Raw genomic sequence first — 25,830 nt, forward strand, 5'->3', positions numbered from 1 at the left:
GTATGAAAACCATCGTTCTGGCTACCGACTTTTCGACCGGGGCCAATCGGGCAGCTCATGTTGCCGCCCAGTTGGCCCGCGACCAGGGTGCTTCGCTGGTCCTGGTTCACGTGTTTCATTTCTGGCCGGCCAATCCGCCCGAGCTGAACGGCGACTTTCCGCTGAGTGCCACGGCCATGCGGGACGAAGGCCAGCAAGCCATCAGTCAGCTGGCCCACGAACTACACAGCCAGTACGGAGCCGGCTTACCCATCCGATCTCTGGTTCGGGAGGGCTACGTGATCCCGACTATTCAGGAAATAACCCGGCACGAAAAGGCGGACCTGCTGGTCATGTCGACGGTAGGGTCGGCTCCGCAGAGTGCGCAGCTCATGGGTAGTATCGCCAGTGCCATGGTATCCGAAACAAATGTCCCGCTGCTGCTGATTCCGCCCTCGGCAGGTTACGCGGCCATTAAGAACATCGTACTGGCTGTCGATCTGAACAATCCCCCCGATGCGATCGTCCTCGAAACGGCCCTTCGCTTTGTTCGCCAGTTCGACAGTGTGGTCAATATGTTGTCTATCCACGAAAGACCGTCAGACGAAACGGTCAGGAGCCGGGCCGAGCACCTCCGCCGACTGCTGGCGTCGGTGCCCCACACGCTGACCATTCTGCCGGGTGATGCCGTTTATGAAACGCTGCTCACCTTTGCCCATGCCAACAAAGCCGACCTGATTATGATGCTGCCGCAGCCGCATAACTGGTTCGTACGGCTCTTTAGCGAGGGCAATACCGAACGTATGGCACGGCTTACCGATATTCCGCTGCTGGCTGTCGTTTAACGACCGGCCTCTATACAACAGACCCGGCACCTGTCTTTTCAGCGTTAGGTGCCGGGTCTGTTGTCTCCTATTGTATGCTCTGCGGGTTCGCCAGGAGGTTATTCACCGGCCCGGACCCAGGAGGGTAACGATCCGGCAGCCCTATATTCAGATCAGATTCAGCCCCATCAGCTCGGCCAGGAACGCATGGCAGCGGTTTTTAAGCTGGGTATATTCTGCCGACAGGCTAGTCAGCAGCGTAGGGCTGGAAACGGGCAATCCATACCGCGGATCGGTGCAGGCAGCCGTTGTGGCCGTTGCCGATGTGCAGCGGTCGCCGGAACAGACCACATCGGCACGCAGGTGATGGATACGGTGTTTGAGCCGGCCGAGTGCCTGGGCGTAGTCGGCCGAGTAATCCCGCAGGCTCCGGTAGTTATCGTTGGGCAGGTCAGACAGGAGTATCAACAGCTGATCTATTTCCTGTTCGCTTTCCACCAGGGAGGCCGCCCAGTTCTGATGCTGGCTGCGGCAGGTTTGCAGGGACTCGATAGTGTTGTTCATAAATAAGCGGAGCGAATGGTTTTTCGTAAAATTGATAGCTCCTCCCGATACCGCGACTGATCGAAGTCAGTCCCCAACCTGATAAAAATCAGCTTCCCGTTTATCCGCTCTATTATGCTTACTTCCGCAACCCCATCGGTAACCGGCCTGTCTGCAACCGACGTACAATTGGCACGGCAGCTCTATGGCCTCAACCTGGTAGCCACGACCGAATCCCGAACGAGCTGGCGGCTGGTCATTGAGATTGTATCAGAGCCAATGTTCATCCTGCTGGCGATAGCCTGCCTGCTCTACGTGCTGCTGGGGCAGTGGCAGGAAGGAATCGTACTGGGAGTCGCGATGGGGCTGGTGGCCAGCATTTCGGTCTATCAGACCGTTCGGAGCGATCGGGCGCTCCGGTCGCTCCGACAGCTGACCCAGCCGGCCGTATCGGTGCTTCGCGATGGCCAGCTCCAGTCGGTTCCCATCGAGCAGCTTGTTCCGGGCGATGCCTGCTGGCTTACCGAAGGCCAGACCGTACCGGCCGATGGGTTGTTGATTCAGGCCAACGACTGCACCGTCGATGAATCGATCCTGACGGGCGAATCGGTGGCGGTGGCTAAAACGCAACCGGACACAGACCGTTTCTACGCCGGAACGGTACTGGCCACGGGCAGCGCCTACCTGCGAATCAGCGCCATCGGCGAGTCTACCGAACTGGGTAAACTGGGTCGGTCACTCGCGCAAATAGACGTAGAAAAAACGCCACTCCAGCAACAGATCAGTCGGTTTGTACAACGTATGGCGTTCACTGGCAGTGCTGCGTTCGTGCTGATATGGGCAGTCAACTTTGCCCGTTCCGGCGACTGGGTGTCCTCGTTGTTACTGGGACTGACCATTGCGATGGCTGTGGTACCCGAAGAAATACCCGTCGCGTTCAGTAGTTTCATGGCGCTGGGGGCCGCCCGCATGGTCCGTTTCGGGGTACTGCCCAAACAGCCTCAAACCGTCGAAAGTCTGGGGTCGGCCACGGTCATCTGCACCGACAAAACCGGCACCATCACGCAGGAGGGCATGGCCGTGGCCCAGGTATACGACCACCGTACCCAGCAGCTGACAGCAATAACCGGCGTGCTTTCGGCACCGGCTCAGGAAGTACTGGCGTATGCCCGCTGGGCCAGCGAACCCGAGCCGTATGACCCCATGGAGCGGGCCATTGCCACAGCCTGCCAGGCCCAGTCCGAAACCGACAGGCTACCGCTGCAGTACGAGTACGCACTCGACGGAATACCCCCCATGATGACCCATGTCTACGCTGCCGCTGCGGGTTCGTTTCGGGTAGCCGGAAAAGGCGCCGTTGAACGGATCATCCGGGTTTGCCGGTTACCCGATGCCGATGCGGAGCAAATTCGTCAGCAGGCCAATACCCTGGCAGCCCGGGGCTATCGGGTACTGGGCATAGCCGGGAGCGAGTGGGGCGATGCGCCATTTCCGGCCAGCCAGGACGACTTCACCTGGACCTGTAAAGGTTTAGTCGCGCTCGAAAACCCGCCCAAAGCCAACGCCAGCGCTGTTATCGGCCAGTTCAGCCGGGCGCATATTGCGGTCAAAATGATTACCGGCGACTCGCCCGAAACGGCCAGCGCCATTGCCCGGCAGGTGTCAATGCCGCTGGGTAACCGTATTCTGACCGGCCCGGAGGTGATGGCAATGACAGAAGCTGACCTTCAGCAGCAGGCCCGTGAGACGACGATTTTCGCCCGCATGTTTCCCGAAGCCAAACTCCGGGTAATCCGGGCGCTGAAAGCCAACGGCGAGGTAGTAGCCATGACGGGCGACGGTGTTAACGACGGCCCTGCCCTCAAAGCGGCTCACATCGGTATTGCCATGGGCCGTCGGGGTACCGAACTGGCTAAACAGGCAGCCTCGCTGGTACTGGTCAACGATGATCTGGGTGGTATGGTCAGCGCCATTGCGCAGGGCCGTCGTATTTATCAGAATCTCAAGAAAGCCATTGGGTATATCATCTCGATCCACATTCCCATCATTCTGACCGTAGTGCTGCCGCTGCTCTTCGACTGGCCGTACGTGAATCTCTTCAGTCCGGTACATATCATCTTTCTGGAACTGGTGATGGGGCCAACCTGCTCAATTGCGTTTGAAAACGAACCCGCAGCGCGTAATCTGATGCGAGAGCGGCCCCGTCGCCTGACCGATACCTTCTTTACCACCCATGAACTTGGGCTGAGTATCGGGCAGGGACTGGCCATTGCCGGGGCCGTTCTCCTCGTCTACTACCTCAGCATGCGCACCGGGTCGACTCAGGACGAGGTTCGGACGCTGGCTTTTTTGACCCTGGTCATAAGTAATATCTGGCTCACGCTGATGAGCCGCTCAACCCGCGAATCGATTCTCACCACCCTGCGCCGGCCCAACTGGCTGCTCTGGCTGATGCTGGGCCTGACAGTGCTGCTGCTGGTAATATCCCTGCTGCTACCAGCCGCCCGCCAGCTGGCCCGGTTCAGTCGACCGGATCTGCCTGAGCTGGGCTACTGCATGCTGGCATCGCTGGCGGGCGTTTGCTGGATAGAAGGGTACAAATACTGGTTACGGCAGACATCTACCTCAGGTCTCCAGTAGCTGCTGGGTCGTTTCGGCCAGCCGGGCAGCTTCGGCGGTGGTTCCCTCCTGGCGCCATAGTTCGATGCCCTGCCGAACGAGGATGAACGCGGGCAGTTTTTCGACGTCGAAACTACGCATGACCTCAGGGTGAGCGGTTTCATCGATCTTAAGCACCCGTACGGCATCGCCCAGCATCGTCTGCAACGAATCAGCGAGTATCGTCAGCGACACCCGCTGCTGACGACTGTCGGCATCCGAAGGCATAAAAATCAACAAAACCGCTGTTTTAGCGGGGACCAGAAAGGGTCGTGTATCGCTTGATTGCATAATCGATGAATAAACTATATCCACCTGTTTGTCCAAAAAAACAGAAAGTGTGCCGTTCCGTAAAGATCAATCCCGGCTGGCACATCTGTACTGACAAAAATCAGCCAGTCACCTGATAAATCCCCAACGCGTATACCATCAGGCCGGCCCAATCATGTATAGTTTTTCCATATACTCAGCAGCCATTCGATCCGAATCGAAGGTCGGCTGCACCTCCCGAACGCTGGCTTTCAGGATCGCCATCCACTCGGCGGGACGGTCGTAGTAGAGCGGCAGAATAACCATTTCCAGGAGCTGATACAGGTTTTCGGCATCAAAAGCGCAGATGGGTGGGCTGCAGAAAGCTGTAGTGTTTTTCCATAAACAGCACATCCATCGTCTGATCAGGCTTGCGAGCCTGGTCGTAATAGCCATACTTCCATAAGATACCGATGGCCACCAGCGGCTGTCCCAGCGCCCACGCACTGCGCATGTGCGAACCCGCCAGAAAACCCAGCCCACCCGAATAGGTCTTGAGCGCCTGCACGAAGGCAAACTCCATTGAAAAATAAGCAATTCGCCCGCGGTCGGGAGACAACGCCACATCCGAAACAGCCTGCATACAATCAGTAGTATCAATACGTCCCGAAGGTCACCCCCCGGCCCGGACTTACGACTGAAGAAAATCACCCCCCAGGCTGATTCTTGCCCCGGCAATCGACCCGGGGCCACGCTGACGGAAGCCGCTGGCGTCCCGCTCAGGCTTTTTGAGCCACGCCCCGGCTGGTGCTGACTGTATCCTGTATAGCCAGCACCAGCTGGGTCCCCAGCCGGGCTATCGACACCTGACAAACCTGCACAACCCCAACGATGTCGAACGGGGTGGTACAGGTTTGCGGTTCGGCTCGTTCATAACCTGCCGTGCATCGACAGAGAAACCCTGACTCCCTGGCAGTGGCAACTACGTTCGTCAGGAGCTGACCCACCAGATCAGGGCGCCCAAGCCAGTTCGCCAGTCGGGCGTTTGCCTGATCGATTCGGAAATCGACAATAGGAGACAACAGGTCTGACGAACTACGAATGGGCTGCAATACCGCCACGCCAGCGGGTACGCGCAGGAGTACATCCTGAACCTGTATGCCCGGCTGCTGAATGATGTCGCGGAGTTTCCGGCGAACGGTACTGTCGGCATACCGAACCAGGATTCCGCCATCGACGGGAACCACGGTGATATCGCGCCAGCAGTCATACTCCGGGTAATAATGTTCGCCGGTGTAGGGCTGATTGGTCTCGTAAACCGATACGTACTGATGAAACATGCCGTTGATACCCGTAGCGGGGTATAGCTGCCATAAGGTACGGCCCAGCAACTCCTCCCGGCTAAACCCACTCATCCGCAGACCGGCCTCGTTGATCAGAGTGAAGCGAAAATCGCAGATTCGGCCGTCGGTATCACGAACGACATCCAGCACGGAAATACCCGTATTATCGATATCGAAGGCCTGCTGCAACACCGCTTTCAGCCGGGCGGCTTCGGCTTCGGCCCGGCGTTGGGTCATGTCTACATACGACGCCAGGAGGTATTCGTCGACCCGCACCACCGTCATGTCGAGCCAGGCCAGCCGGTTGCTACCTGGCCAGCTGATCCGGGTGGTAAAATGAGCCCCCCGCCCCGTTTCAATCACCGGCCGAAACTGCGCCATCAGTTCCGTCTGGACCAGTTCAGAAAATAAGCTGCTGAACGGTTGCCACAGCAGTTCGTTGGCCGGTTGCCCCATGTCCTGCTCCGCTACGGCATTGACCATCGTCAGCCGCAGGTCCGTGAGTACTCCACGGGCATTACGAATTATCTGATACACAAAGACACCATCCTGCGCCACGCTCAATACGCGCTGTAACAGGGCAGGTGCCAGTTGCTGGGTAGAATGCATTGATTTTACACGTTAGGATAAAGAACAAGGGCAGATTAAGCCATACAAACTAACGAAACAACGTTACCACATGTTTTAATATAGTAACAAAAGAAACTAAAATCCCCGGCTAAACCGGCATACGCCTGTTTAGATGTGATGATACGCGGATCGGGTCATCTAGTGATTATTACTCATCCCATACTGGTTCACACGAAGCGCTGGTATTGGTCCGGATTGATTCGTTGAATCCACTTCATTTTCATAAAGATAGGCGCCAGGGTAATTGCTGCTGCGTCTCTTTGAGGCACTGGTTCAATCTAACTTACCATTTGGTAACAAATTTCACAATCAATTATATAATAATAAATACTTAGTAAGGCAAACTGCCTAAAGTCAGGCTGGGCAGTGAGTATGGTCAGGGCTTAAGTGTCGAACTAATCTCAATTTTGGTACATCAACTTAGCCAGTCGCCTGCTCATGACTATCGCCTTTTACAGCGCCCAACCTTTCGAACAACGCTGGTTCGACGAACTGCGCGGCCACCATCAGATCACCTACATACCCGAAGCGCTGACCCTCGAAACGGCATCGAAAGCCGCTGGTCACCAGGCCGTATGTGCCTTCGTCAACGACGACCTGAGCCGCCCCGTCCTGCAACAGCTGCGGAGGCTGGGTATTGGCGTACTGGGTATGCGGTGCGTCGGGCTGGATAACGTTGACCAGCACGCCCTCTGCGATCTGGACATGACCCTCCTGCACATTCCGGGCTACTCCCCGTTTTCAGTGGCCGAACAGGCCATAGGTTTACTCCTTGGGCTGATCCGGCACCTGCCCGAAGCTCATAACCGGGTCACTACCGGTAATTTCTCGATCAACGGGCTGGTTGGCACCGACCTGCACGGCAAAACGGTGGGGGTAATAGGCACCGGCCGGATTGGCAAGGCCTTCCTGCATATCGTACAGGGCTTCGGCTGCAAGGTACTGGCCTATGATATCGGTCCAGACCGCCGGCTGGTAGAATCGGGCGTCGTTTATGTGCCCCTCCGTGAGCTGCTCCAGCAGGCCGACATCGTCTCCCTGCACTGCGCGCTAACGCCCCTGACAACCTACCTGATCAACGCCAAAACGCTGCCGCTGCTAAAGCCGGGGGCTTTTCTGGTCAATACCGGACGCGGCAAACTGGTTCATACCGAAGCCCTGCTCGACGCCCTGGATGCGGGTCAGCTGGCGGGCTACGCAGCCGACGTGTACGAAGGCGAACGGACGTATTTCCACTACGACTATGCCGACCAACCCATTACCGATGCCCTGCTGAATCGTTTACGAACGCACCCCCGGGTACTGCTGACTGCCCACCAGGGATTCCTGACCGACGAGGCACTGCGGCAAATTGCCCGCAGCATGCTTAACCAGTTCAGCTTTTACGACAACCAGCAAACGGCCCTGATCACCAGGGCGTCGATGTGCTGAACGACGTTCTAAAACCGGTAAAACGGCAGCCTGCCATGCTACACGACCTCTCGCCCGAACTGACCGAACACCTGCTGAGTACGCAGTTCTTTGGCCGCATTGGCTGCGCTGCCGACGGGCAGGTGCTGGTTTTACCCGTTGCGTACCTCTACGACGGCCATGCCATCTACGGTCAAACCCGCGAGGGCACCAAAACCCGTATGCTGCGCCAAAACCCCACGGTATGTTTCGAAGTCGATGAAGCATGCAGCCCAACCTCCTGGCGGAGCGTAGTGGTACAGGGCGTGTATGAAGAACTGAACGGCGACGATCGGGTCTATGCCGAACAGCGCCTTGGCCCCGGTCGGGTAGCGCCCCGCAGCGACATGGTTTCGTCCACGGGCGAGGTACCCCAGCCTCCACCGCCGGTTGTTTACCGCATCCGAATCCTCAGCAAGACCGGCCGGAGCGAAATCAAAGAGTAGTTCGTCTTAACGCCTAATGCCTTATGAAAACGCTCGATACCCTCCTCCTGGTTGCTTATTTCGTTGTCAATGGGTTTGCGGTTGTGCAGGTCATTGGCAGTTACCGGTGGCCTACCGTGACGCGCCTGGTGTTCTGTCTGCTGTTTCTGGCAGCCGCCCTGGTCAACACCCGAACCGCGCTCAACACCCCCTGGGTCTACCAGAACTATGCCGATTACGCCATTCCGCTCTACAGCCGGTTTATTCTGGGCGGGTTCGAGCCGATTATTACCCCTATGGTGCTGAGTATTGCGGTCGGGCAGGTGGGTGTTGCGGCCGCGATGTTTATGAAGCGACGCTGGTTCCGGCTGGGTTGTGCAGGTGGTATTGTTTTCTGTATGGCCATCTCTCCGCTGGGTCTGGGCGCGGCCTTTCCGGCTACCCTGCTGATGGCCCTGGCCTTCTACCGGCTACTTAGCCATGACAAACGGGAACCCGCTACCCGCTCCGATCACCGTCCGATAAAATCACCCCGGACAGCGGCAGTATAAAACTGACCAGACCCGATCAGAGCGAACGTACTAAAACATAACGAGATCAGACCTGATCGTTCGGTGGTCGTAGCTGCGTTCATCGGCTGGCATAATCCGCACCCGGCAGCGTTGCCGATCAGGTCTGTCTCCAGGTAAACCCTTCCGTGTAGGGGGTTAGTTGGTTGCAAAGAAGAGAGCAGTGTAATAGATAACCCCGTAGTGATGTTCGCTACGGGGTTTTTGTTGGCGGCAACACCACCCTACAAAGGCAGTCGCCACCAGCCGTACACATCGCGGTAGACCCGAATGGCATTGCTCTCATCGATATCGAGTACGTTATAGACGACAATGACCGGCACCGGCTCAGGGAACCGTATGCTTTTCGGGCTGGCGTTGGTGGGGCAGCTGGTCAGGAACGACGGGCCGAACCGTGTATAGCCGAGCAGCAGATTGGCCAGGTGTATGGGTTTCTCGACCCGAACGCAGCCATGGCTCAGGCTCCGATTCGACCGGGTGAAGAGCCGACGGGCGTTGGTATCGTGGAGGTAAATATCATACGGGTTATCGAGGTTGAACTTCAGCAGCCCCAGCGCGTTATCGCAGCCGGTCGATTGCCGAAGGCGGTACGGAAACGGCCTGGCCAACCAGTTCACCCCGGCCGGATCAACCACCCGCCCGCTGGCATCGATGACCTGGAGCTTCAGGGCATCCAGCGTGGCGACCGGGTTTTTCCGTATGGCGGGCAGCATTTCGTTTATCATGATGGAGCGCGGCACGTTCCAGTACGGGTAAACCACCACACTGCTGATTTCGGCCGTAAAGCTGGGGGTTGGGGTGGCGGGTTTGCCTACAATTACCCGGCTGTGGAGCAGCGTTTGCCCGGCCGGATCGATGACCCGAAGCGTAGCCGACGGCAAATTCACCACCACTCGCCTGGAAGCCGAAAACCGGTTCAGCCAGCGGTAGGTGTTCAGCGTTTCCCAAACTTGCTCCAGCGTGAGCGAGTCGGTCATGTAATCGTCGATCAGGCAACGCTGGCAGTACTCTTTCAGCTGCCGATAGGCCGGGTCGGGCGACTCGAGCGAATCGAGTAGCGGGCACCAGTCGGCACCGGTCCGAAACTGTTGCGTCAGACGGCTGATCCGGCTGGTGTCGATTCGTTCGGCCACCCCCTGGTAGCCCAGCCGGCGGGGTCGACGGCCATACACGATCTGCGTAAAATAGCGGGTCAGGCAGGCTTCGTCGGGCTCGGCACACAGGCTGTCGACACCAATGGTCTGGCCATATTGCCGCAGCCGCAGCCAGTCGCCGGCTACCTGGGCGCGGGCCGTACCGGAGGCCAGGATTATCCATACAATACACCAGCGATAACGCATATCCGTCTTTGGTTTGGGGGGAAGAGAGCCGTTCAGCCACCGGCCGACACGGCTGGCCGGGGCGGGTTTCCGACGCCAGCAAAAATGCGGATTACCGGACGGGCGCCCGGTGACTGAGTTCAGGAGCGGCTCTGAAGTCTATCAGCGCCCGGGCTGATACCCGTCATACCCCAACCGGGCCAGTCCGGCCAACTTTGTTGAGTCAATTCTTTCGTTGACGCCCCCGGACATGACCTTTGAACCATCCTCCCATCTACTGGCCTTTGTGTTGCCCGTCTCGTTCCGCAAAGGTGACGTCATCTTCAGCACCGCCACTACTGATGAGGAAGTTCGGGTAGCTATCACCCCTACCGATCGTCCCCGACACGTCGTTTCAACGGCTCAGCTATCGAGGGGGCGCTGGCGGGCGCGGCTCAACTGGTCCGATGGTCGTCAGCAGTATCTGGAAGAAAAGGAAATTTTTGTCGATTAACCGGATCGCGCATGAAAACGCAACGCTTCATTCTGACTTACACGGGCCGGGGCACCATGCCCACCACCGACCTTGCCTTTCTGAACGAACATATTCCGGTACTGGACCATAGCCGCCGGAGTCTGCTGGTAGAAGACGCGCCGGAGCACATCCGCCACCTGCTACGGTCGATGCCCCGCTGGCAGTGCCGACCCGAACGCATGTACCAGCCCTTACGGCAGGCCGGCTCGCTGATTGCCTTGCCCGCGGTGCGCCGGGTTGTGATCATGGTGGTAGTGCTGTCCCTTTTCAGTTCGTTTCCGCTTTCCTGTATCAACTAACCGGGGTTTCGACCTTGCTAAACGGGGTGTAACCAATGAAAAAAATCTTACTGCTGACCGACTTCTCGGAAGCGTCTCGCCAGGCTCTTACCTATGCCCGCGCCTTCTTTGGCGATACCGTCGCTGATTTTCATTTACTCTGCGCGCACCCGGTCGAACCTGACAGTTTTTACGGCGCCAAACACGTATCGACAACCGCCCGGGCGGCCTTTACCGACGCCTTGTGCGATCTGGTGGCCAGCCTGCGCCGGGAAACCGCCAACGACTGGCACACATTCCGGTCGTCGGCCTGTCCGGGTCCACTCCTCGATGCGGTCACCGATGTCTTAGCCAATGAAACCTACGATTATGTTGTCATCGGGGCCAAGAAAGACGGGACCAACGAGCTGTTCGGCAATACCGCCACTACGCTTGTCCGGTACCTGAACGCGAACCTGCTGGTGGTGCCGGTCGACTCGCAGATCAGACCCATCCGGCGGGTCGTGCTGGCTACGGACTTTGCCAGCCTGACAGACTGCAAACTGCTTTGTCCCGTCAAGGATATCGTTACGCTGAAAGGAGCGACCCTGACCCTGCTGACCATCGACACCCCGCATAAACAGGTAGTCACCACCGAGCAGGAGCTACGCATCCGGCAGTTTCTGACGCCCGTTGAGCCACGCACCGCCCGGCTGGAAGCGCCTACCGCCAGGCAGGGTATCGATGCCTACGTGGCTGGTCACCCAATCGACCTGCTGATCAGTATCCCCAAACACAAAGGCTGGACCGACATTCTGGCCAGCAACAGCGTAACCCGATCGCTGGTCTTTGCGCCAGCCGTACCTACGCTGACCCTCTACGACAGCGGAAGCCGCGATAAGCCACAGGCTATCGACGACCTCTCCAACCTGGATTACGCCCTCTAACGACAAGCCGATCAACTCACCTTTCCTCACAACCATGTATAAGATCCTGTTATTAACCGATTTTTCGGCGGCCTCACGCCATGCCATCGCCTTTACGCAGGCGCTGTTTGCCGACACGGCGGCCAGTTTTTCGCTCCTGCACGCGCTCCCGCTCGAACCGGACCTGAGCCATAACGGGGCTTTTCTGCTGGCCGAACAGCGCGAATCCGCCGAGCAGGCGTTACACGACTTGCAACAATCGCTCACGCAACCAGCCGTACCGAGCTACCACACTTATCAGAAGCTGGTAGCGCTGGGCGGGCCGGTAGGGGTTGTGGAACAGCTGCTGGCCGACGAACAGTTCGATCTCGTCGTGGCCGGCACAACGGGGGCTGGCTTCAGCGAGTTTATCGGCAACGTCGCTACCGGGCTGGTTCGGCATGCCGCCACCAACGTGCTGGTCGTACCTCTGTCGGCCCCTATTCGCCCGGTCGAACAGGTCGTACTGGCCACCGACTACCGCTCCGTCAACGATGCCGAGTCGCTCCGGTTCCTGACTGATCTGGCGGCCCGGAAAGCAGCCGCGCTTACCCTGCTCACCATCGAGAATCCCGCCGAGCCCGACAGCCACAGCAGTGAGGTAAACCGCCGGTATGTCGAAAAAGCGCTGGAAAACCTGTCTACTCTTCGCTATACCATTCACGACGACGAGGTGCGCCACGGCATCTACGCCTACCTCGACGCCCATGCCGTTGATCTGCTGGTGATGCTCCCCCACCACAAAACCATACTGGATGTGCTGCTGACCAACAGCGTAACGCGGTCGATGGCCTACCACCCCCGGGTGCCCCTCCTTACCCTGTACGATACGGTTACCGTGAGCACCGCCGATGTGACCCAGCCAGCGGTATCGGTCCAGCCGTCGAGTCTGGACAGCCTGTCCGTTGCTACCTATCTCTAACCGACCCCGCGTATGAAACCAGCAAAATATCGCCAGTTAACCGAGGTTCACCTCCTGCACCGCATTTGGCGCAACGAGCTCGAACTGGCCCTGCAGGAGGTGAACTTTTGGGAAGAGCTGCTGGGAACGCTGAATGAGATCACCGTTGCCGGCGCCGAAGCCGACACGACCTGGACGGCCGAACTCAGCCAGCTGCACCACTTCCGCCGACTGAGTAAACGGCTGCTGCACGAAATCGACACCCTGGAAAGCGAGGTCGCCAAAGGCGTACGGCTGGGTCGTATTCTCGACGCCGAAACCCGGCTCGACCACCAGTATCTGCGCAACGAAATGGACAGTTTCCACGCCGACTTCCGGACGTTCAAGACTGACATACGGCGCTACATGACTGAACTGCCCGCCTTTCAGTAACCAATCAACGGTTTGGGGCAGAAAAAGAGGCCATCGGCTCCTTCTTCTGCCCCAAATCGTTGTTACGGGTTGCCCCTGTACTACCTACGACAACTGCATCTGACGTTGTTGATTGATCCAGTCCAGAAGCCGGTCGGCGTCGGCCCGGTAGAACAACTCCGTGCCGGGGTTCATCGTAGCGGCCGTTCCGCAGGCCACGCCCTGGCGGAGCGCGTCGGCATAAGATTTTCCCTGGGCCAGTGCGTGAACCATGCCGCCCACCAGACTGTCGCCCGCCCCTACCGTACTCATCTTTTTAACGGGCGGTGCCTGCACAAACTCATGCCCGTCGGCGGTGACCATCAGCGCCCCGCGCGGCCCCAGTGATACCACCACCACTTCGCAGTTTCCTTCGTTGATCAGATTCATAGCCGCCTGGTTGATCTCGTCCGTTTCGAGCCGGTCGACGCCGACCAGCCGCGCCAGCTCGCCCAGGTTCGGCTTTATCAGAAATACCCCTTCGTCCAGAGCCGCCCGCAGCGGTTCACCCGAGGTATCGAGCACCAACCTGACATGCCGCGCTTTGGCGAACCGGGCAATCGTGGCATACAGGTCGGCCGGCGAACCAGGCGGCAGGCTGCCACTGACTACCAGATAGTCGATGGGTTCGGCCAGGGTCTGCACGTGGGCCAGGCAGGCGCTGACTTCGGCACCCGTCAGTACCGGCCCCGGCGTTCCAAACCGAAACTGCTGGTTGGTGGCGGTTTCGGCCACCACAAAGCACTCGCGGCTCGGCTCCTGAATACCGATGATCTGGTACGAAATACCTTCCTGTTCCACCAGCTCCTGCAACCGAATACCCGTGGCTCCACCGGAGGTGAAGACCGCCAGCGACTGGCCACCCAGACGACGGATTGCTTTCGATACGTTAATACCGCCCCCGCCGGCATCGTAGCTGGGTTGGGAGCAGTGCAGCTTCTGTTCGGGGATTAACCGATCAACGGTCATGCTGATGTCCACCGCCGGGTTGAGCGTGAGAGTTATGATCATAACAAATAGGTCTGTATCGGTAAAAATAAGTAGCTCTGCCTACCCACCCCATGAGGTCCGTCAGCCCCGGTCTTGATCAGCCTTAGCCTCTTATTCAGCGGCTGGCCAGCAGCGCATGAGCCTGCTGGGTCATGCCGCGCCGGGCCAGAAACAGCGCCAGCCCATCGCGAAACAGCACGTTGGCCGGGGCCAGCCGGTACGCCTGAAAATAGGCCCGGTACGCTTCCGGATAAAACCGGTTTCCTTCGTACAGGGTAGCTCTGACGAACGCAGCCAGGGCCGCACTGGTCTGCATCTCCTGGTCCAGGGCTACCAGTTTCGTCTCCAGCGTACGCAACGCATCGGGTTTTGGCAGCGAGAACGTATACCGGGCGCAGTTGGGCTTACCGACCGGATAAACAGACCAGTAGTAGGTTACCTCTTTTTCGATGAAAGGTTTGTCGAGCCTAAAAGCCAGGGTAGTATCGGCGGTTTCGGTTGTGAAAAGGGTGTTGGCTTTTTCGTCGTAGTTGTCATAGATGGCCAGGGTATAGCGCCGGGCCGCCGGGTCGCGCTTCCAGCCAAACTGCATCGACGTATCGGATGCCAGCACCGCGCCGTAGTCGGGCGTCAGCATGAGCGGTACGGTACAGCCCCGGCTCACCACCCCTTTGCGCTTCATATACCCCTGCGCGTACGAGTCGATCGTTTCGTGATGGTGGGTCAGGTTACGCCACAGATACCGGAAATAGTCGGCCAGCGCCAGCCCGATCCCGTCGCTGGCCGACGACTGCAACAGGGTGGTCACGGTAAACTCACCCGGCCGGTTGCGGATCACGACGGGCGCTTTGCCGGGTTGTTCCAGCACCAGAATACTCTGCTCGTTCAGTTTTATGGTATACGCAGCCGCCAGCGCCGGGTTCTGACTGGCCGGGCCGATGGATACCCAGGGCGAGCGGGCCGATGTGCGGTACGAAACGGGGCCGTCGGCATAAAGTACCCGACTCGCTGCGGGCGCGGTTTGTTTCGTTGATTGAGCCGAAAGAACCGCCGGACTTAGCAGGACGACCAGCAGGAAGAGGAGCTTAGTGGTGTGCATGACTATCGTCGAAATAGGTTGTATACGGAATGCGTTTGGGAAGCCAGGATCGTTTGGTCAGCCAGCGGGCAAACCCTTCGTAGAAATACAGCACATCGACGGCCAGAGCCATCGGAGCCAGCAACGGCAGCGTGTTCATTTCGATATGCCCGAACCGGAACAGCAACAGCGCCACCAGCACGATCAGCGCTGCGGTGATGAACTGTACGGTTTTGAAAACGAGATGAAACCAGATATGATACCGCTGAAACTGCCAGGCAAAAAACATCATCAGCACCCAGCAGAGCGGGAACGATACCAGCCAGAGTACCCAGTCGGGAATTTTTCGCAGATGGGTGCCGTCCAGCAGCATTGCCAGAATATTAGCGTGAATCTCCAGCCCGGTCAAACGAGTCCCGTCGCCCAGCGGCACCTGATGAACATCTTCCGATACGTACGGGTCGGCCGCGCCCGCCATCGACCCCAGCAGGACAATTTTGTTGCGCAGCTCGGGCAACCGGGCGCTGCCGGGGGCCAGATCCGTACTGTCGAACCGGCTAAACAGCCGCTGGTCCTGCTGGTACAGAATCCAGTCGGGTTCGTTGGCCTTCATGGCGGCCCGGTGGTTACCGTACTGCTGCCAGGTAGCCGGCGCCACGATCGACACGATCCGGGCGGCAAACGACAGCGTATCGCCGGGGGCGTCGCCCAGGGGGGGCAGAGCAGGCAGGTGATGACGCACCACCCCGTCCGACTCTTCGGCTACGAAATTGGTATAGCCCGTTGGTCCCAGCCGGAACGGCGCGTCAGACTCGTGGAGTTCGCTGCGGGCGTGGCCCGCTTCTCCTTCGATAGCCAGCCACGAGGCCATAACCAGCTTACGCTGTTGCTGGAGCTGGGCCAGCGCCCGTTGCAGACTGGTATCCGACGGGGCTTTTTTCCGGTCGAATACCACATCGACCGCCACCAGCCGGGGGTTCTGCCGCGCAATGGCAGTCAGCATGGCAGCAATCCCGGACCGGTTGGCTTTGCCGATATCGACCAGGCAGATCGACGAAGACGAGGGCCCCAGCGGGGCGCGGGTCTGGCCATGGATGTGATTGTCGAACTCAAGCCCGACATGATGCAGCGCGCTATGAACGGGGTCCAGGAACCCAATGCTGAAGACAGCCAGTTTGAGCAGGCCGCATACCAGAAAAACGGCGATGGTAGCGCCGAGCGAATCAACCAGGAGAGATCGGGACATAGTAGAAATTAGTAACGAAGGTTGGTGTAGAAGCCTTTGGCATCGCCCTTGACCGACTCAATTTCGGCCAGGAGCTGCGAGATGCGGATTTCGAGTTCAATGCGGATGCGCTGGATGCGTTCCGTTCGTTCGCGTGGTTTGAATTTACCGCTGGCCACGTCGTTGATTTGTCTGAGGGTTTCGTTGAAGGGCAGCAGAAAAGTTCGGTGCATCTGATCGAGCGACCGGCTGAAAAACTGATCGGCGTCGGCATTCAACTTTTCATTGCCCCACAGACTACGAATCCGCTGTTTGAAGGGTTCTTTATTCAGCAACAGCTTCTCATACGCTTCGTTGGTTCTCTGGATCTGCTGATCGAGCCGGATAAGATCGGTGCGGCTCTCGAAAGCCCGTTCCCCGAAGTTTTTAAAAGCCGTTACTTCATTATAGACCTGCTCCAGGTAGGTGTCGGTCTGTCCCGTCAGCTCGTTGTATAACACCGCCCGCCGGTCGGCCAGCGACAGCGGAGCCGCCACCTCCTCGGCGCCCCGGCTCACGGCCGCGCTGCCTTCGACGGGAACGGCCGTCAGGGTGAACGTAATATGATCGCCCACCAGCTCGGGAACGTCGTCGGTCACGTGCCAGACGATCTGCCGATCGGGTCCGTCCTGAGCCCGTACCCGTCCCACGCCATTTCCCTCCGTATGGTTCAGGGCAATGGTTTGCGTACCGTTCTGACAAATTGCCTTGACCAGAAACTGCTGGCTGGGCCGGGTGCCGGTCAGTTGATACTGAATCACGACATCGGACCCGAACGCTTCGTGGCGCAGGTTCTCTATTTTCTGACCGGCCACTACCATCGGTAATAATACCAGTCCCAGCAGTCTACCTACCATTTAGTAAAGTTGCGGTTATGTGTGGATCATTCGCCGTCTAATTAGGTACATTTCCTTCAGTAAATCAACCCATTACCAGGTTCCTACATGCGTTCTGTGATTTTTACCCTGCTTTTGACGCTTAATTTACTCAGTGGTGACGGTGTCTATGCTCAACTCATTCAGGCTACGTCGGCACCCGGATCATACCAGATTCGGGGTGGGTCGGCGCAGGCTGCCCGGGTCGATTACGCCCTGCTGATTGCCAACGATACCTTTACCGATCCGGCCTACCGCCCCCTCACAAACCCCACCTTCGACGCCCGCGAAATCGAAGCCCTGCTGCGCGATAAGTTCGGTTTCCGGACCACATTGCTCGCCAACGTAACGAAAGACAGCTGTGTTCGACAGATCCGGCGGCTGGCCAGCCAGTCATACGGGCCTTACGATCAGCTCTTCATTTTCTTTGCCGGCCATGGCGATTTCGATCCTGTATTGCAGCAGGGATACGCCGTCATGACCAATTCAAAAGCCGGCGACGATGGGTATACCAACCACCTGTCTTTCGCCTACCTGCAGGACTTACTCGCCAAATTCCGCTGCCGTCACGTACTGCTCACCCTCGACGTATGCTACGGCGGAACGTTCGATAGCTATTTCGCCACCCAAAACCCCAACGAGCTAAAACGCGATGGCCCCGAACGCGGAGTCCGGGCCGACGTAGAAGAGCTGGGCGGACAAACGCCCTTTATCCTCACCAAACTGAAACCCCAGACCCGTAAATACCTGACGTCGGGCGGTAAAGAAACCGTGGCCGACGGCGAGAAAGGAAAACACTCCCCTTTCGCCCGGTTTTTTATTCAAAAGCTGAACGAGGCCGCCGGCAGCGACTACCGCATTCTGCCCGCTTCTGACCTGAAATCCTACATCGAACGCCAGAGTGCGATCACCCGCATAGGAGCCAGTGTAAAAATGGGCTCCTTCGGTTCCGACGAATCCAATAGTGAATTTCTGCTCATTGCCAGGTAGTTGACTACTCTTTCTCCCGATGAGAAGGTCAGGTACGTATTAATTGTATTGCGTTTCAGCTTATCACACCCTCCTCCACACCATGAACCGTTTCGTAGTAGTACTCGGACTGGCTATCGGTCTGTTCAGCACCTGCCAGGAAAAGAAATACCCGCCCCAGCTGACCGCCGTTAGCCCCACGGCCGCGCCCATCGGCGCCGACATCACCCTCTCGGGCAGCCAGTTTGGCGAGGACCCTGCCGTCACCATCGCCGGCCAGACCGTACCGACCAAAACCCGCGCCGACAACGCCATCACACTCACCCTGCCCCAACTGCCGATTGGGGCCACTACAGTTCGGGTTCAGAACGCCGACGGCACCTCCAGCCCCCTCCCCTTTACCGTACTCCAGCCCCTGCCCTTCGTCTCCGGCTTCAGCCCATCGTCGGGTCAGGCCGGCAGTGAAGTACTCATCAGCGGCACCTTCCTGAACGATGTAACGGAGGTGCGCTTCGGCAACGGAACCTCTTCGGCGGCTGCGTTTCAGACATCGGGTAACTCGCTGCGGGTGGTCGTACCGGCCAATGCGGTTACGGGGAGCATCTGCCTGCGCAACAGCGGGGGGCAGTTCTGCAGCCTGTCCGTTTTTACCGTCACGGTTCCGCAGCCAGCGCCCACGATAACCAGCGTTGTGCCCGAAAAAGGATGCGCCGGCACCGAGATCAGCATACGAGGCCAGAACCTGCAAAACATCACAGCGGTCAAATTCGGGAGCCAGACGGTTCCGGTAAAGAGCAATGCCAACAATGTAGTCACTGTTATTACGCCGGAGTTCGGGTCTGTCCAACCCGTAGCGATTACGATACAGACCGCGGGCGGGCTATCGAACGAAGGTCGGTTTACCGGCGCTCCGCAGGCAACCATCAGCCAGACGCCCGTTCCGAATGGATTGATTCCCGGCGGGCCACTCACCCTGCGCGGCACTCATTTTTCGTCGGTGACGGGCATCGATTTTATGAACGGCAACGGAGAAGTTACCGCCACGGTAAATGCCGCCAGCTTTTTGTCAAACGAGTCGGGCAGCTGTATGATCAAAGTCCCGGTCGAGGCCACGGCGACGTCTGTCCGGGTGAACAACGAATACGGTCATGGCAAGCCCTACAGCATCAGCAAACTGTCGGGCAGCGATGCCATCAACACCGGTAATGTTGCCACCAATGTAGGGTCCATAACGACGGGAGTTATTTCGGACGGTTGCGATCCGGCTTCGTTTTTTTACTGTTCGCCCAACCGCGGCTACGAGATCGGCTTCAAATATTTCTCCTCCCGCTGCAACATGAAAGGCTACGTGCCTGAGCAACTACAAGGGCGCTTGTTCGAAACCTACGTAGCGTACCGGTACACGACCGGGGCTGCCCTGATCGCCACCGACGACCTGCTGAAGCTGGAACGCAACAGCCAGAATACGGCCTACACGGGTACGGTAATCGTTGTTGCGGGGAACAACGGTAAACCCGTCACCTACGTCGGGAACATGACAAAGACCGGCGACATCTACGCCTATTCGGTACAGGACGGCGCCCTCTTCAAGATGTGCAAGAAAGATTTGAAGTATTTCTCCTACCCAACCCCCACGATTTGTAGTGACTGTAAGTGACGCCTTTACGTCCATGTAATGCCTGTTGATTCCCCACCTGCCTATGAACAAGTCTGTCCTACTGATCCTGGTCAACCTGCTGATCCTATTCTGTACAGTCTCCTGCAAAGAAAAGAAGTACCCACCCCAGCTGACCGCCGTTAGCCCCACGGCCGCGCCCATCGGCGCCGACATCACCCTCTCGGGCAGCCAGTTCGGCGAGGACCCTGCCGTCACCATCGCCGGCCAGACCGTACCGACCAAAACCCGCGCCGACAACGCCATTACACTCACCCTGCCCCGGCTGCCGATCGGGCCCACCACGATTCGGGTTCAGAACGCCGACGGCACCTCCAGCCCCCTCCCCTTTACCGTACTCCAGCCCCTGCCCCAGCTCAGCAGCGTCGAACCCGCCAACGGACTGCCGGCAACGACCGTCCGCATCCGGGGCGACTACCTGGATCAGCTCAAAGCCGTTCGGTTTGGCAACACCACCGCCGAGTTGGTCGGCACCGGGTCGGCCACCGAAATCAGCGTTAAGGTACCCTCGCTCGGCCGCGGCCCGGTACCGATTAGTGTAGAAACGGCCGGCGGAACCAGCCAGGCCAACTTCATCGTGGCCGCCACGCCCGAGCTAACCGGCTTTTCGCCCAAACGAGCCATTGTTGGTCAGGAAATCACCCTCTCGGGCAAAAACCTGCTCGATGGCGTCGTGAGCCTCAACGGTCAGCCCATCGATAAGACCAAAACGTCCGTTCAGGATAACCAGATCCGCTTCAGCCTGCCCCCTACCGCCAGCTCGGGCCGGCTGACGGTGACGGTATTCGACAAGCTCAGCGCAACCACGCCCGATAGCCTGATCATTATTCCGCCCCCGCTCATCGACGCCACCGGCCTCAGCCTGACCGAAGGCATCCGGGGCGACAAGCTCACCCTCACGGGCCGGAACCTGCTCGACGTAACCACCGTCAGCTTCGGCGGCACGCCCGCTACCGGCCTGCGCGTCCTCAGCAACACCCAGCTCGAACTGACCGTACCCGAGCGCAGCCAGTCGGGCGAGACCCCGCTGACCGTTACCTCGCCCGGCGGCACGACCGAAGCTCCTCAGAAGTTTCTTATGCTGCTGGCGCCGGCCGAGCTGACGGCTGATCCTGACCGCCAGGGCCGTGGTAAAGACATCACCGTACGGGGTCGAAACCTGCATCGCATTACCCAGGCCAGCCTCAACGGCAAAGCGGCCACCATCACCGGCCGCACCGAAGGCAGTGAACTCAAACTTACCGTCCCTGCCGATGCCACCACCGGCCGACTTATCCTGACCAACCGGGCTGGCAGCGGCACGTCGGGCCGTAACCTGACGGTAGTTCTCAAACCCGTACTCACTGAACTAAGCCCAACCCGGGCGCCTGTGGGCGGTCTGGTTACCATACGGGGTAATTACCTGCTCGGAGCCCGCGTCTTCTTCGCCACCGATCAGACCCCTACGGCCGTCGCCCTGGAGAAAAACGACGATGACGAGATCAGTTTCCGCGTGCCCGCCTTTGCCAAAGACGGGGCTATTCGGGTCTGGAACAACGAATCGGGCGAGTATACCGACACCCCCGTTTTCAACGTCATCCTCTCGCCGGGCGTTACCAGCGTCGCGTCGGAATACAACAACAACGAAGGCTTCGTCGGTGAGAAAGTGATTCTGTCGGGCCAGAACTTCGACGAGTGCGCGGTGCGTTTCGAGGGATCGTCTCAGAACGCCGAAAACGTTGAGACACCCACCCGGGTGCGGCTGGCCGTCCGGATTCCGCCCGACGCCCGTACGGGAAAAATCCGCGTGTTCAACACCCGATACAGCACCGAGAGTCCCAGCGAGTTTCAGATTATCGGCAAACCCAACATTACCGATATCAACCCGAACCGGGCCCGGGCCGGGCAGTCGCTGATCATTAAGGGAACCAGCCTTAAGCGGATCGACGACGTTAAAATAGGCGGGCAGGCGGTAGCTAAATCGGCCTTCAGCGAAAATGCCGAGGGTACCCAGCTCACCGTAACAGTACCCGACGCAGCCCTGCGCGGGCGTATCTACGCCCACAACAAAGCCGGCAGCGACGAACATTCCGGCGAAAACTTCACCATCGTTCGCAAGCCCCGCATCGACGACTTCAGCCCCAGGCGGCAGGTGGTTGGCGGGCTGGTCACCATTCGGGGTGATTACCTCTACGGCGCCAGGGTTTCCTTTGGCGGGCGCGAGGCCACCGAGTACCCTAAGCTGAACTTCGACGACGAGATCATTGCCAAAGTGCCCGATGGAGCCAGCGACGGTGCCATTCGGGTAACCAACCTCGTTGATGCCGAACAGCGCGACGGGTTCAGCGTGGTCCGGGCGCCGGTCATCAGCGGGTTCAGCCCCGCCAACGGAAGCCGTGGCGCCGAGGTGACTATTACGGGTCAATACCTGGATGCAGTTACTGAGGTCCGGTTCAGCGGAGGAGGATCGACCCCGGCCCAGATTCTGGACAAGAACAGCGGTTCGTTACGGGTGCGGGTACCCGAAAACGCCGTTACCGGTACCATCTGCGTGAACGGCGACGCGGGCCAGCGCTGCAGCGGCAACGCGTTTACGGTGAACCTGATCCTGCCTACCATCGACAAGAGCCGCTGCGTACCAACCGGGGTTATTCCGGGGTCGGCACTGACGCTGCGGGGCACTAACTTCGGAACCGTTAGCCAGGTGCGCTTCACCAGTGGGACTGTGGCGAGGGATCAGTTTATCCGGATCGCGGCCGATGAGATTACCCTGAAAGTGCCGGCCAACACCCAGTCTGGTCTGGTGCAGTTAGTCAATGAGAACGGGGCCGGCCCGGGGGTGCAGTTCGATGTGGTAGCCGGGGGCGACGGCTTAAACGCGGGCAACATCAGTACCGGCACCACCAACCTCACCGGCATTAATTTCCTGTCGCGGCTTTGTAATCCCTGGGTCTATCAGCGCTTCAACATTACCCATGCCCCTACACTGGGGACTACCAGCCGCACCTTCTTCCAGTTTCTGTACGAAAACTGTAACGCTGGCGTTAGCGGGTGCACTACCAAAGACTGTTCGGATAACCAGCGCAGTTATGACCAGAAAGAAACAATAGGCCAGCGAAGCTACCGTGTTTTCGGTACGGTTTATTATGCCAGCGCAGCCAGCGCCTGCGATCCTGCTTTTTATGACACCTTCAAAAACTTCTACCCCAACAATAACGACCCGAATTTTAAATACCGCTTCTGCGACGGGTTTCCGGGCTATGAGTACACCCTGAAGTTCGAGCTAAGCAGCAGCAGCGGCCCGCTCAAAGAAGGAAAAAATACTGACTTGTATACCGGCCTGGTTATCATGGAAGTACGAAGATTTGGCAATCTCAACCCCGAATCAGTGCTGATGGGTAGCCGGGCCAGAGACGGCGTATTCTACCTGACCGACGTAGCGAACACCTCCCGAAAAGCCCAGATCAGATTATGTCCCGAGAACTAACTCAGTCTGGGCAGCCTCTGCCCCTTGTTATGATGAACTATATTCTTGCGTTAGCGCTGATCCTGATGGCAGGCACAGGCTACGCCCAGCAAACCCGTACTCAGAAACTCGATTCGCTCTACAACGATCCGTTTTTCTATTCGACCGTGTCGGCCATCATCCTGCCCAAAGGATTTGTTGAGGTCAATAATTTCGGCAGCCTCTTCACGACCAACGAGCTGTTCTCCTCCAATGCCGAGCGGCAGGATCTGAACGCCCGGCTGAGCCAGTTTGTCAACCTGCTGCAAATCAGCTACGGCACCTCGGCCAGCAGCCGGTTCAACGTTGGGGTCGATCTGCAGTACTCCTCCCTGCGGGTCGATATTGACCCGCAGTCGTCGCCGTTCAGGGTCTTCGGCCGCGATTCGGCCCTGGTCAACGATCAGGCGTTTACCCACGTGGGCCTGCGCTTTCGCTGGAAACCCATTGCCCGCAACCGAAAGCTGCTGGTTCAGGGATCGGTATACCAGCCCATCTACAAACCCGATGAAAACCTGACCAGTCTGCGCCTGCAGGTCGTTTATGTATTTGAACTGAGTCGACGGCTGTTTTTGTATGCCCAGCCGGGTCTGACCTACAATATTCCCAAAAAGTCGATTTCGGGTAGCGTAGCCATACCGCTTACGGCCCTGCTGCAGTTTCAGCTTACGCCCCGGCTGGGGCTGATGGGCCTCATGAATCACGCCATTGGTCTGTCGAAAAACGCCGAACGAGTGTTCAGCCAGACCAGTCGCGGTTCGCAGATAGGAACAGGGTTGCAGTTTCAGCCCTCGCTGCGGCTGGGAATTACGGGGTTCGTAACCCAATATTTGGCCGGTAAGAACACCGGGGTTTACCGGACCGCCAACCTGGGCCTGCGGGTTATACTCTGATCAGCCTTCACCGCCGTTGCCCAAACACGAACGAAACCCCAACCTGATACCCCAGCGCGTATCGATTAACGGTCAGCAGGCTCGTCGAGCTGTATTTGTCACCCACGGCCAGCCCTTTGCTGAGCTGGGTGGTGCGCCCGGTAAAGATTCCCGCGTTCAGGCAGATCACGTTGGTGCCACCCAGCGCGAGCGATGGCCCAATCAGAAACCCAACCGCCTTGGCATCGCTGAGTGGTACGGCAGCTCCGAGGTGAGCCCCCAGGCGGGTGGTACTCGTTGAGCGCTTGAACACGTGAAAGAGGCCGGTTATGGCCGGCGAAAACCGGTCGAGGTCGGTAGCGCTGATTTTCCCATCGATTAACCCATACGCCTGAGGTGGCTGACTGTAGCCCATAAACGACAGACCAAAGCTGGTGACAAGCTGTACCCGCCCCGGCGCATCGATCTGGAACTGCTCCGACCGGGCCAGCCTCCGTTTGTCGGGAACGGTTGTATCGTAAAACTGAATCAGCAGAGCCTCGCTGCCCTTGTTGACCGTGGCGTTGCAGGAGGCCGTAAAGGTGTTTTGCCGCAGGGTCGAATAATGCGTCACCACCTCGTACAGGGTGGCGGTGAGTTGGTCGGCCAGTTCGTCGGTAATTGTTTTTTCGTAGATACGGGCCGACTCGGCAATGGCGAACGAGTTAAACGAGGGCGTATCCGTATCGCCCCGCGACACCGGCTGACGGGTAGCCTGGCGTTTAAACAGGGTGAGTACGTATTTCATGTATTCGGCATTTTCGAGGGCGAGCTGCCGGAACACCTGGCGGGCGGTATTCCCGTCGGTCAGGAGCGGCAGCGCGGTAGGCGTCAGCTGCCGGACCAGCTCGTCGGCCTGTCGGGTCAATTCTGGTTTAGGGAGGGTCGTGTTGTAGCGCAGTCCCCGGAGCCGGGTCTGGATCGAGCGCCAGCGTTCGGCTTCGGTCAGCCGGTCACGCAGCTGGCCTTCCAGATCTACCAAACTGGCGTTGGCGAGCTGATCGGCCGTTGACAGGTCGATCTGCATGGGCGCGTAGATAAGTGAGCTACCCGCTTTTTCGCCCCGAGCTTTAGGGGTCAACAGGTTTCGCAGATCGAGACCCATGCCGGGCACGAGTACGCCGGAGATGCGGGAAAAGAAATCGCTGATACCCGTTGCTACTACCGAGTCGGCACGGGCGCCCCGCCGGATGCTGACTTCAGGCTGGATGACCTCCACGTTGCAGTTCACAACGGATACAGAAACGGGCGTCTCCTGCCGAACGCGGATGTTTCGGCCGGTGCCCCGCAGCGTATCCCCCGCTGGCCGAACGTATACCCAGCTGGTTCGGTCGGGGTGCAGGTAATCATAGGTAATCCGAATGCCGGCCGTCTGTGCCATGACGTCAGCACAATTACCCAACAATACAAACAGAGCAACTAGTAAACATTTGATTCTCATAGAAATGGGTCATATTTTCTGTAAGTAAAATAATTTACAGAAAACATGACCCATATGAATACCTGTTG

General features: G+C 58.4%; 24 protein-coding genes and 1 pseudogene. 14 read left to right on the top strand and 11 right to left on the bottom strand.

Annotated features, from left to right (window positions below):
* Positions 1 to 2 precede the first annotated feature (2 nt).
* A complete protein-coding gene (locus tag EQG79_RS27665; RefSeq protein ID WP_129606000.1) occupies positions 3 to 824 on the top strand; it encodes a universal stress protein in 822 nt (273 codons plus the stop codon).
* A 147-nt stretch (positions 825 to 971) separates the two neighbouring features.
* Here EQG79_RS27665 and EQG79_RS27670 read toward each other — a convergent pair whose 3' ends face one another.
* A complete protein-coding gene (locus EQG79_RS27670; protein ID WP_077922024.1) occupies positions 972 to 1,367 on the bottom strand; it encodes a hypothetical protein in 396 nt (131 codons plus the stop codon).
* Between the two features lie 114 nt (positions 1,368 to 1,481).
* Between EQG79_RS27670 and EQG79_RS27675 the strand changes: the two genes are divergently transcribed.
* The gene (locus EQG79_RS27675; protein WP_129606002.1) at positions 1,482 to 3,986 is read left to right on the top strand and encodes a cation-translocating P-type ATPase; all 2,505 of its coding nucleotides are present in this window, start codon (positions 1,482 to 1,484) and stop codon (positions 3,984 to 3,986) included.
* Here the strand turns inward: EQG79_RS27675 and EQG79_RS27680 are convergent.
* The 4 genes and pseudogenes from EQG79_RS27680 to EQG79_RS27690 form a co-directional block, all read right to left on the bottom strand.
* Positions 3,972 to 4,295: a thioredoxin domain-containing protein gene (locus EQG79_RS27680; protein WP_077922026.1), complete on the bottom strand. Its 324-nt coding sequence runs from the start codon at positions 4,293 to 4,295 to the stop codon at positions 3,972 to 3,974. The genes EQG79_RS27675 and EQG79_RS27680 overlap by 15 nt on opposite strands.
* A 138-nt stretch (positions 4,296 to 4,433) precedes the next feature.
* The gene (locus tag EQG79_RS31130) at positions 4,434 to 4,580 is read right to left on the bottom strand and encodes a hypothetical protein (RefSeq protein ID WP_165358966.1); all 147 of its coding nucleotides are present in this window, start codon (positions 4,578 to 4,580) and stop codon (positions 4,434 to 4,436) included.
* A 31-nt stretch (positions 4,581 to 4,611) separates the two neighbouring features.
* A pseudogene (locus tag EQG79_RS27685) lies at positions 4,612 to 4,896 on the bottom strand (hypothetical protein); the annotation flags it as partial.
* 136 nt (positions 4,897 to 5,032) lie between these two features.
* Entirely contained in the window at positions 5,033 to 6,205 is a 1,173-nt protein-coding gene (locus EQG79_RS27690; RefSeq protein ID WP_129606004.1) for a PAS domain-containing protein, read from the bottom strand.
* A 459-nt stretch (positions 6,206 to 6,664) separates the two neighbouring features.
* On the opposite strand from EQG79_RS27690, the gene EQG79_RS27695 reads away from it, so the two are divergent.
* From EQG79_RS27695 to EQG79_RS27705, 3 genes are read left to right on the top strand one after another with little or no spacing between them, the layout of a single operon-like run.
* Complete coding sequence (locus EQG79_RS27695) at positions 6,665 to 7,657, top strand: 2-hydroxyacid dehydrogenase (protein ID WP_077922028.1); 993 nt, start codon at positions 6,665 to 6,667, stop codon at positions 7,655 to 7,657.
* A gap of 35 nt (positions 7,658 to 7,692) precedes the next feature.
* Positions 7,693 to 8,121 carry a pyridoxamine 5'-phosphate oxidase family protein gene (locus tag EQG79_RS27700; RefSeq protein WP_077922062.1) on the top strand — a complete coding sequence of 143 codons (429 nt, stop codon included), beginning with the start codon at positions 7,693 to 7,695 and terminating at the stop codon, positions 8,119 to 8,121.
* Positions 8,122 to 8,144: 23 nt separating this feature from the next.
* Positions 8,145 to 8,651 (top strand): hypothetical protein, encoded by a 507-nt coding sequence (locus tag EQG79_RS27705; protein WP_129606006.1) that lies wholly within the window; start codon positions 8,145 to 8,147, stop codon positions 8,649 to 8,651.
* Between the two features lie 242 nt (positions 8,652 to 8,893).
* Here the strand turns inward: EQG79_RS27705 and EQG79_RS27710 are convergent, their stop codons facing one another.
* Positions 8,894 to 10,009, bottom strand: coding sequence for a L,D-transpeptidase family protein (locus EQG79_RS27710; protein ID WP_129606008.1), 1,116 nt, complete (start codon positions 10,007 to 10,009; stop codon positions 8,894 to 8,896).
* A 229-nt stretch (positions 10,010 to 10,238) separates the two neighbouring features.
* Here EQG79_RS27710 and EQG79_RS27715 point away from each other — a divergent pair, with 229 nt between their 5' ends.
* Genes EQG79_RS27715 through EQG79_RS27735 form a run of 5 tightly spaced genes read left to right on the top strand, consistent with a single transcriptional unit; the run spans position 10,239 to position 13,057 of the window.
* On the top strand, positions 10,239 to 10,481 hold the full coding sequence (locus EQG79_RS27715; RefSeq protein WP_077922031.1) for a hypothetical protein: 243 nt from the start codon (positions 10,239 to 10,241) through the stop codon (positions 10,479 to 10,481).
* An 11-nt stretch (positions 10,482 to 10,492) separates the two neighbouring features.
* Entirely contained in the window at positions 10,493 to 10,801 is a 309-nt protein-coding gene (locus EQG79_RS27720) for a hypothetical protein (protein WP_077922032.1), read from the top strand.
* 35 nt (positions 10,802 to 10,836) lie between these two features.
* Positions 10,837 to 11,706 (top strand): universal stress protein, encoded by an 870-nt coding sequence (locus EQG79_RS27725; protein ID WP_129606010.1) that lies wholly within the window; start codon positions 10,837 to 10,839, stop codon positions 11,704 to 11,706.
* Positions 11,707 to 11,740: 34 nt separating this feature from the next.
* Entirely contained in the window at positions 11,741 to 12,646 is a 906-nt protein-coding gene (locus tag EQG79_RS27730) for a universal stress protein (RefSeq protein ID WP_129606012.1), read from the top strand.
* A gap of 12 nt (positions 12,647 to 12,658) precedes the next feature.
* Positions 12,659 to 13,057, top strand: a complete 399-nt coding sequence (locus EQG79_RS27735) for a hypothetical protein (RefSeq protein ID WP_077922035.1) — start codon at positions 12,659 to 12,661, stop codon at positions 13,055 to 13,057.
* 84 nt (positions 13,058 to 13,141) lie between these two features.
* Here the strand turns inward: EQG79_RS27735 and EQG79_RS27740 are convergent, their stop codons facing one another.
* The 4 genes from EQG79_RS27740 to EQG79_RS27755 all read right to left on the bottom strand — a co-directional run bounded on the left by EQG79_RS27740 (position 13,142) and on the right by EQG79_RS27755 (position 17,264).
* Positions 13,142 to 14,086, bottom strand: coding sequence for a 1-phosphofructokinase family hexose kinase (locus EQG79_RS27740; RefSeq protein ID WP_129606014.1), 945 nt, complete (start codon positions 14,084 to 14,086; stop codon positions 13,142 to 13,144).
* A 94-nt stretch (positions 14,087 to 14,180) separates the two neighbouring features.
* Positions 14,181 to 15,164 (bottom strand): hypothetical protein, encoded by a 984-nt coding sequence (locus tag EQG79_RS27745; protein WP_077922037.1) that lies wholly within the window; start codon positions 15,162 to 15,164, stop codon positions 14,181 to 14,183.
* Positions 15,151 to 16,389: a CHASE2 domain-containing protein gene (locus EQG79_RS27750; RefSeq protein WP_077922038.1), complete on the bottom strand. Its 1,239-nt coding sequence runs from the start codon at positions 16,387 to 16,389 to the stop codon at positions 15,151 to 15,153. The genes EQG79_RS27745 and EQG79_RS27750 overlap by 14 nt, the downstream gene beginning before the upstream one ends.
* Positions 16,390 to 16,397: 8 nt before the next feature.
* On the bottom strand, positions 16,398 to 17,264 hold the full coding sequence (locus EQG79_RS27755; protein WP_077922039.1) for a hypothetical protein: 867 nt from the start codon (positions 17,262 to 17,264) through the stop codon (positions 16,398 to 16,400).
* A gap of 87 nt (positions 17,265 to 17,351) precedes the next feature.
* On the opposite strand from EQG79_RS27755, the gene EQG79_RS27760 reads away from it, so the two are divergent.
* The 4 genes from EQG79_RS27760 to EQG79_RS27775 all read left to right on the top strand — a co-directional run bounded on the left by EQG79_RS27760 (position 17,352) and on the right by EQG79_RS27775 (position 24,303).
* Positions 17,352 to 18,272 (top strand): caspase family protein, encoded by a 921-nt coding sequence (locus tag EQG79_RS27760; protein ID WP_129606016.1) that lies wholly within the window; start codon positions 17,352 to 17,354, stop codon positions 18,270 to 18,272.
* Positions 18,273 to 18,354: 82 nt separating this feature from the next.
* Positions 18,355 to 19,908, top strand: a complete 1,554-nt coding sequence (locus EQG79_RS27765) for an IPT/TIG domain-containing protein (protein ID WP_129606018.1) — start codon at positions 18,355 to 18,357, stop codon at positions 19,906 to 19,908.
* Positions 19,909 to 19,951: 43 nt separating this feature from the next.
* Positions 19,952 to 23,392, top strand: coding sequence for an IPT/TIG domain-containing protein (locus tag EQG79_RS27770; protein WP_129606020.1), 3,441 nt, complete (start codon positions 19,952 to 19,954; stop codon positions 23,390 to 23,392).
* Between the two features lie 29 nt (positions 23,393 to 23,421).
* Positions 23,422 to 24,303, top strand: a complete 882-nt coding sequence (locus tag EQG79_RS27775; RefSeq protein ID WP_206445615.1) for a hypothetical protein — start codon at positions 23,422 to 23,424, stop codon at positions 24,301 to 24,303.
* 7 nt (positions 24,304 to 24,310) lie between these two features.
* Here EQG79_RS27775 and EQG79_RS27780 read toward each other — a convergent pair whose 3' ends face one another.
* Entirely contained in the window at positions 24,311 to 25,702 is a 1,392-nt protein-coding gene (locus EQG79_RS27780; RefSeq protein ID WP_129606024.1) for a hypothetical protein, read from the bottom strand.
* Positions 25,703 to 25,830 lie beyond the last annotated feature (128 nt).

Source organism: Spirosoma sordidisoli, assembly GCF_004138325.1.
Lineage (GTDB): Bacteria > Bacteroidota > Bacteroidia > Cytophagales > Spirosomataceae > Spirosoma > Spirosoma sordidisoli.

Coding starts and splice junctions, on each gene's coding strand:
- EQG79_RS27665 (WP_129606000.1), top strand. CDS start 3: ATGAAAACCATCGTTCTGGCTACCGACTTTTCGACCGGGGCCAATCGG.
- EQG79_RS27670 (WP_077922024.1), bottom strand. CDS start 1,367: ATGAACAACACTATCGAGTCCCTGCAAACCTGCCGCAGCCAGCATCAG.
- EQG79_RS27675 (WP_129606002.1), top strand. CDS start 1,482: ATGCTTACTTCCGCAACCCCATCGGTAACCGGCCTGTCTGCAACCGAC.
- EQG79_RS27680 (WP_077922026.1), bottom strand. CDS start 4,295: ATGCAATCAAGCGATACACGACCCTTTCTGGTCCCCGCTAAAACAGCG.
- EQG79_RS31130 (WP_165358966.1), bottom strand. CDS start 4,580: ATGGTTATTCTGCCGCTCTACTACGACCGTCCCGCCGAGTGGATGGCG.
- EQG79_RS27690 (WP_129606004.1), bottom strand. CDS start 6,205: ATGCATTCTACCCAGCAACTGGCACCTGCCCTGTTACAGCGCGTATTG.
- EQG79_RS27695 (WP_077922028.1), top strand. CDS start 6,665: ATGACTATCGCCTTTTACAGCGCCCAACCTTTCGAACAACGCTGGTTC.
- EQG79_RS27700 (WP_077922062.1), top strand. CDS start 7,693: ATGCTACACGACCTCTCGCCCGAACTGACCGAACACCTGCTGAGTACG.
- EQG79_RS27705 (WP_129606006.1), top strand. CDS start 8,145: ATGAAAACGCTCGATACCCTCCTCCTGGTTGCTTATTTCGTTGTCAAT.
- EQG79_RS27710 (WP_129606008.1), bottom strand. CDS start 10,009: ATGCGTTATCGCTGGTGTATTGTATGGATAATCCTGGCCTCCGGTACG.
- EQG79_RS27715 (WP_077922031.1), top strand. CDS start 10,239: ATGACCTTTGAACCATCCTCCCATCTACTGGCCTTTGTGTTGCCCGTC.
- EQG79_RS27720 (WP_077922032.1), top strand. CDS start 10,493: ATGAAAACGCAACGCTTCATTCTGACTTACACGGGCCGGGGCACCATG.
- EQG79_RS27725 (WP_129606010.1), top strand. CDS start 10,837: ATGAAAAAAATCTTACTGCTGACCGACTTCTCGGAAGCGTCTCGCCAG.
- EQG79_RS27730 (WP_129606012.1), top strand. CDS start 11,741: ATGTATAAGATCCTGTTATTAACCGATTTTTCGGCGGCCTCACGCCAT.
- EQG79_RS27735 (WP_077922035.1), top strand. CDS start 12,659: ATGAAACCAGCAAAATATCGCCAGTTAACCGAGGTTCACCTCCTGCAC.
- EQG79_RS27740 (WP_129606014.1), bottom strand. CDS start 14,086: ATGATCATAACTCTCACGCTCAACCCGGCGGTGGACATCAGCATGACC.
- EQG79_RS27745 (WP_077922037.1), bottom strand. CDS start 15,164: ATGCACACCACTAAGCTCCTCTTCCTGCTGGTCGTCCTGCTAAGTCCG.
- EQG79_RS27750 (WP_077922038.1), bottom strand. CDS start 16,389: ATGTCCCGATCTCTCCTGGTTGATTCGCTCGGCGCTACCATCGCCGTT.
- EQG79_RS27755 (WP_077922039.1), bottom strand. CDS start 17,264: ATGGTAGGTAGACTGCTGGGACTGGTATTATTACCGATGGTAGTGGCC.
- EQG79_RS27760 (WP_129606016.1), top strand. CDS start 17,352: ATGCGTTCTGTGATTTTTACCCTGCTTTTGACGCTTAATTTACTCAGT.
- EQG79_RS27765 (WP_129606018.1), top strand. CDS start 18,355: ATGAACCGTTTCGTAGTAGTACTCGGACTGGCTATCGGTCTGTTCAGC.
- EQG79_RS27770 (WP_129606020.1), top strand. CDS start 19,952: ATGAACAAGTCTGTCCTACTGATCCTGGTCAACCTGCTGATCCTATTC.
- EQG79_RS27775 (WP_206445615.1), top strand. CDS start 23,422: ATGATGAACTATATTCTTGCGTTAGCGCTGATCCTGATGGCAGGCACA.
- EQG79_RS27780 (WP_129606024.1), bottom strand. CDS start 25,702: ATGGCACAGACGGCCGGCATTCGGATTACCTATGATTACCTGCACCCC.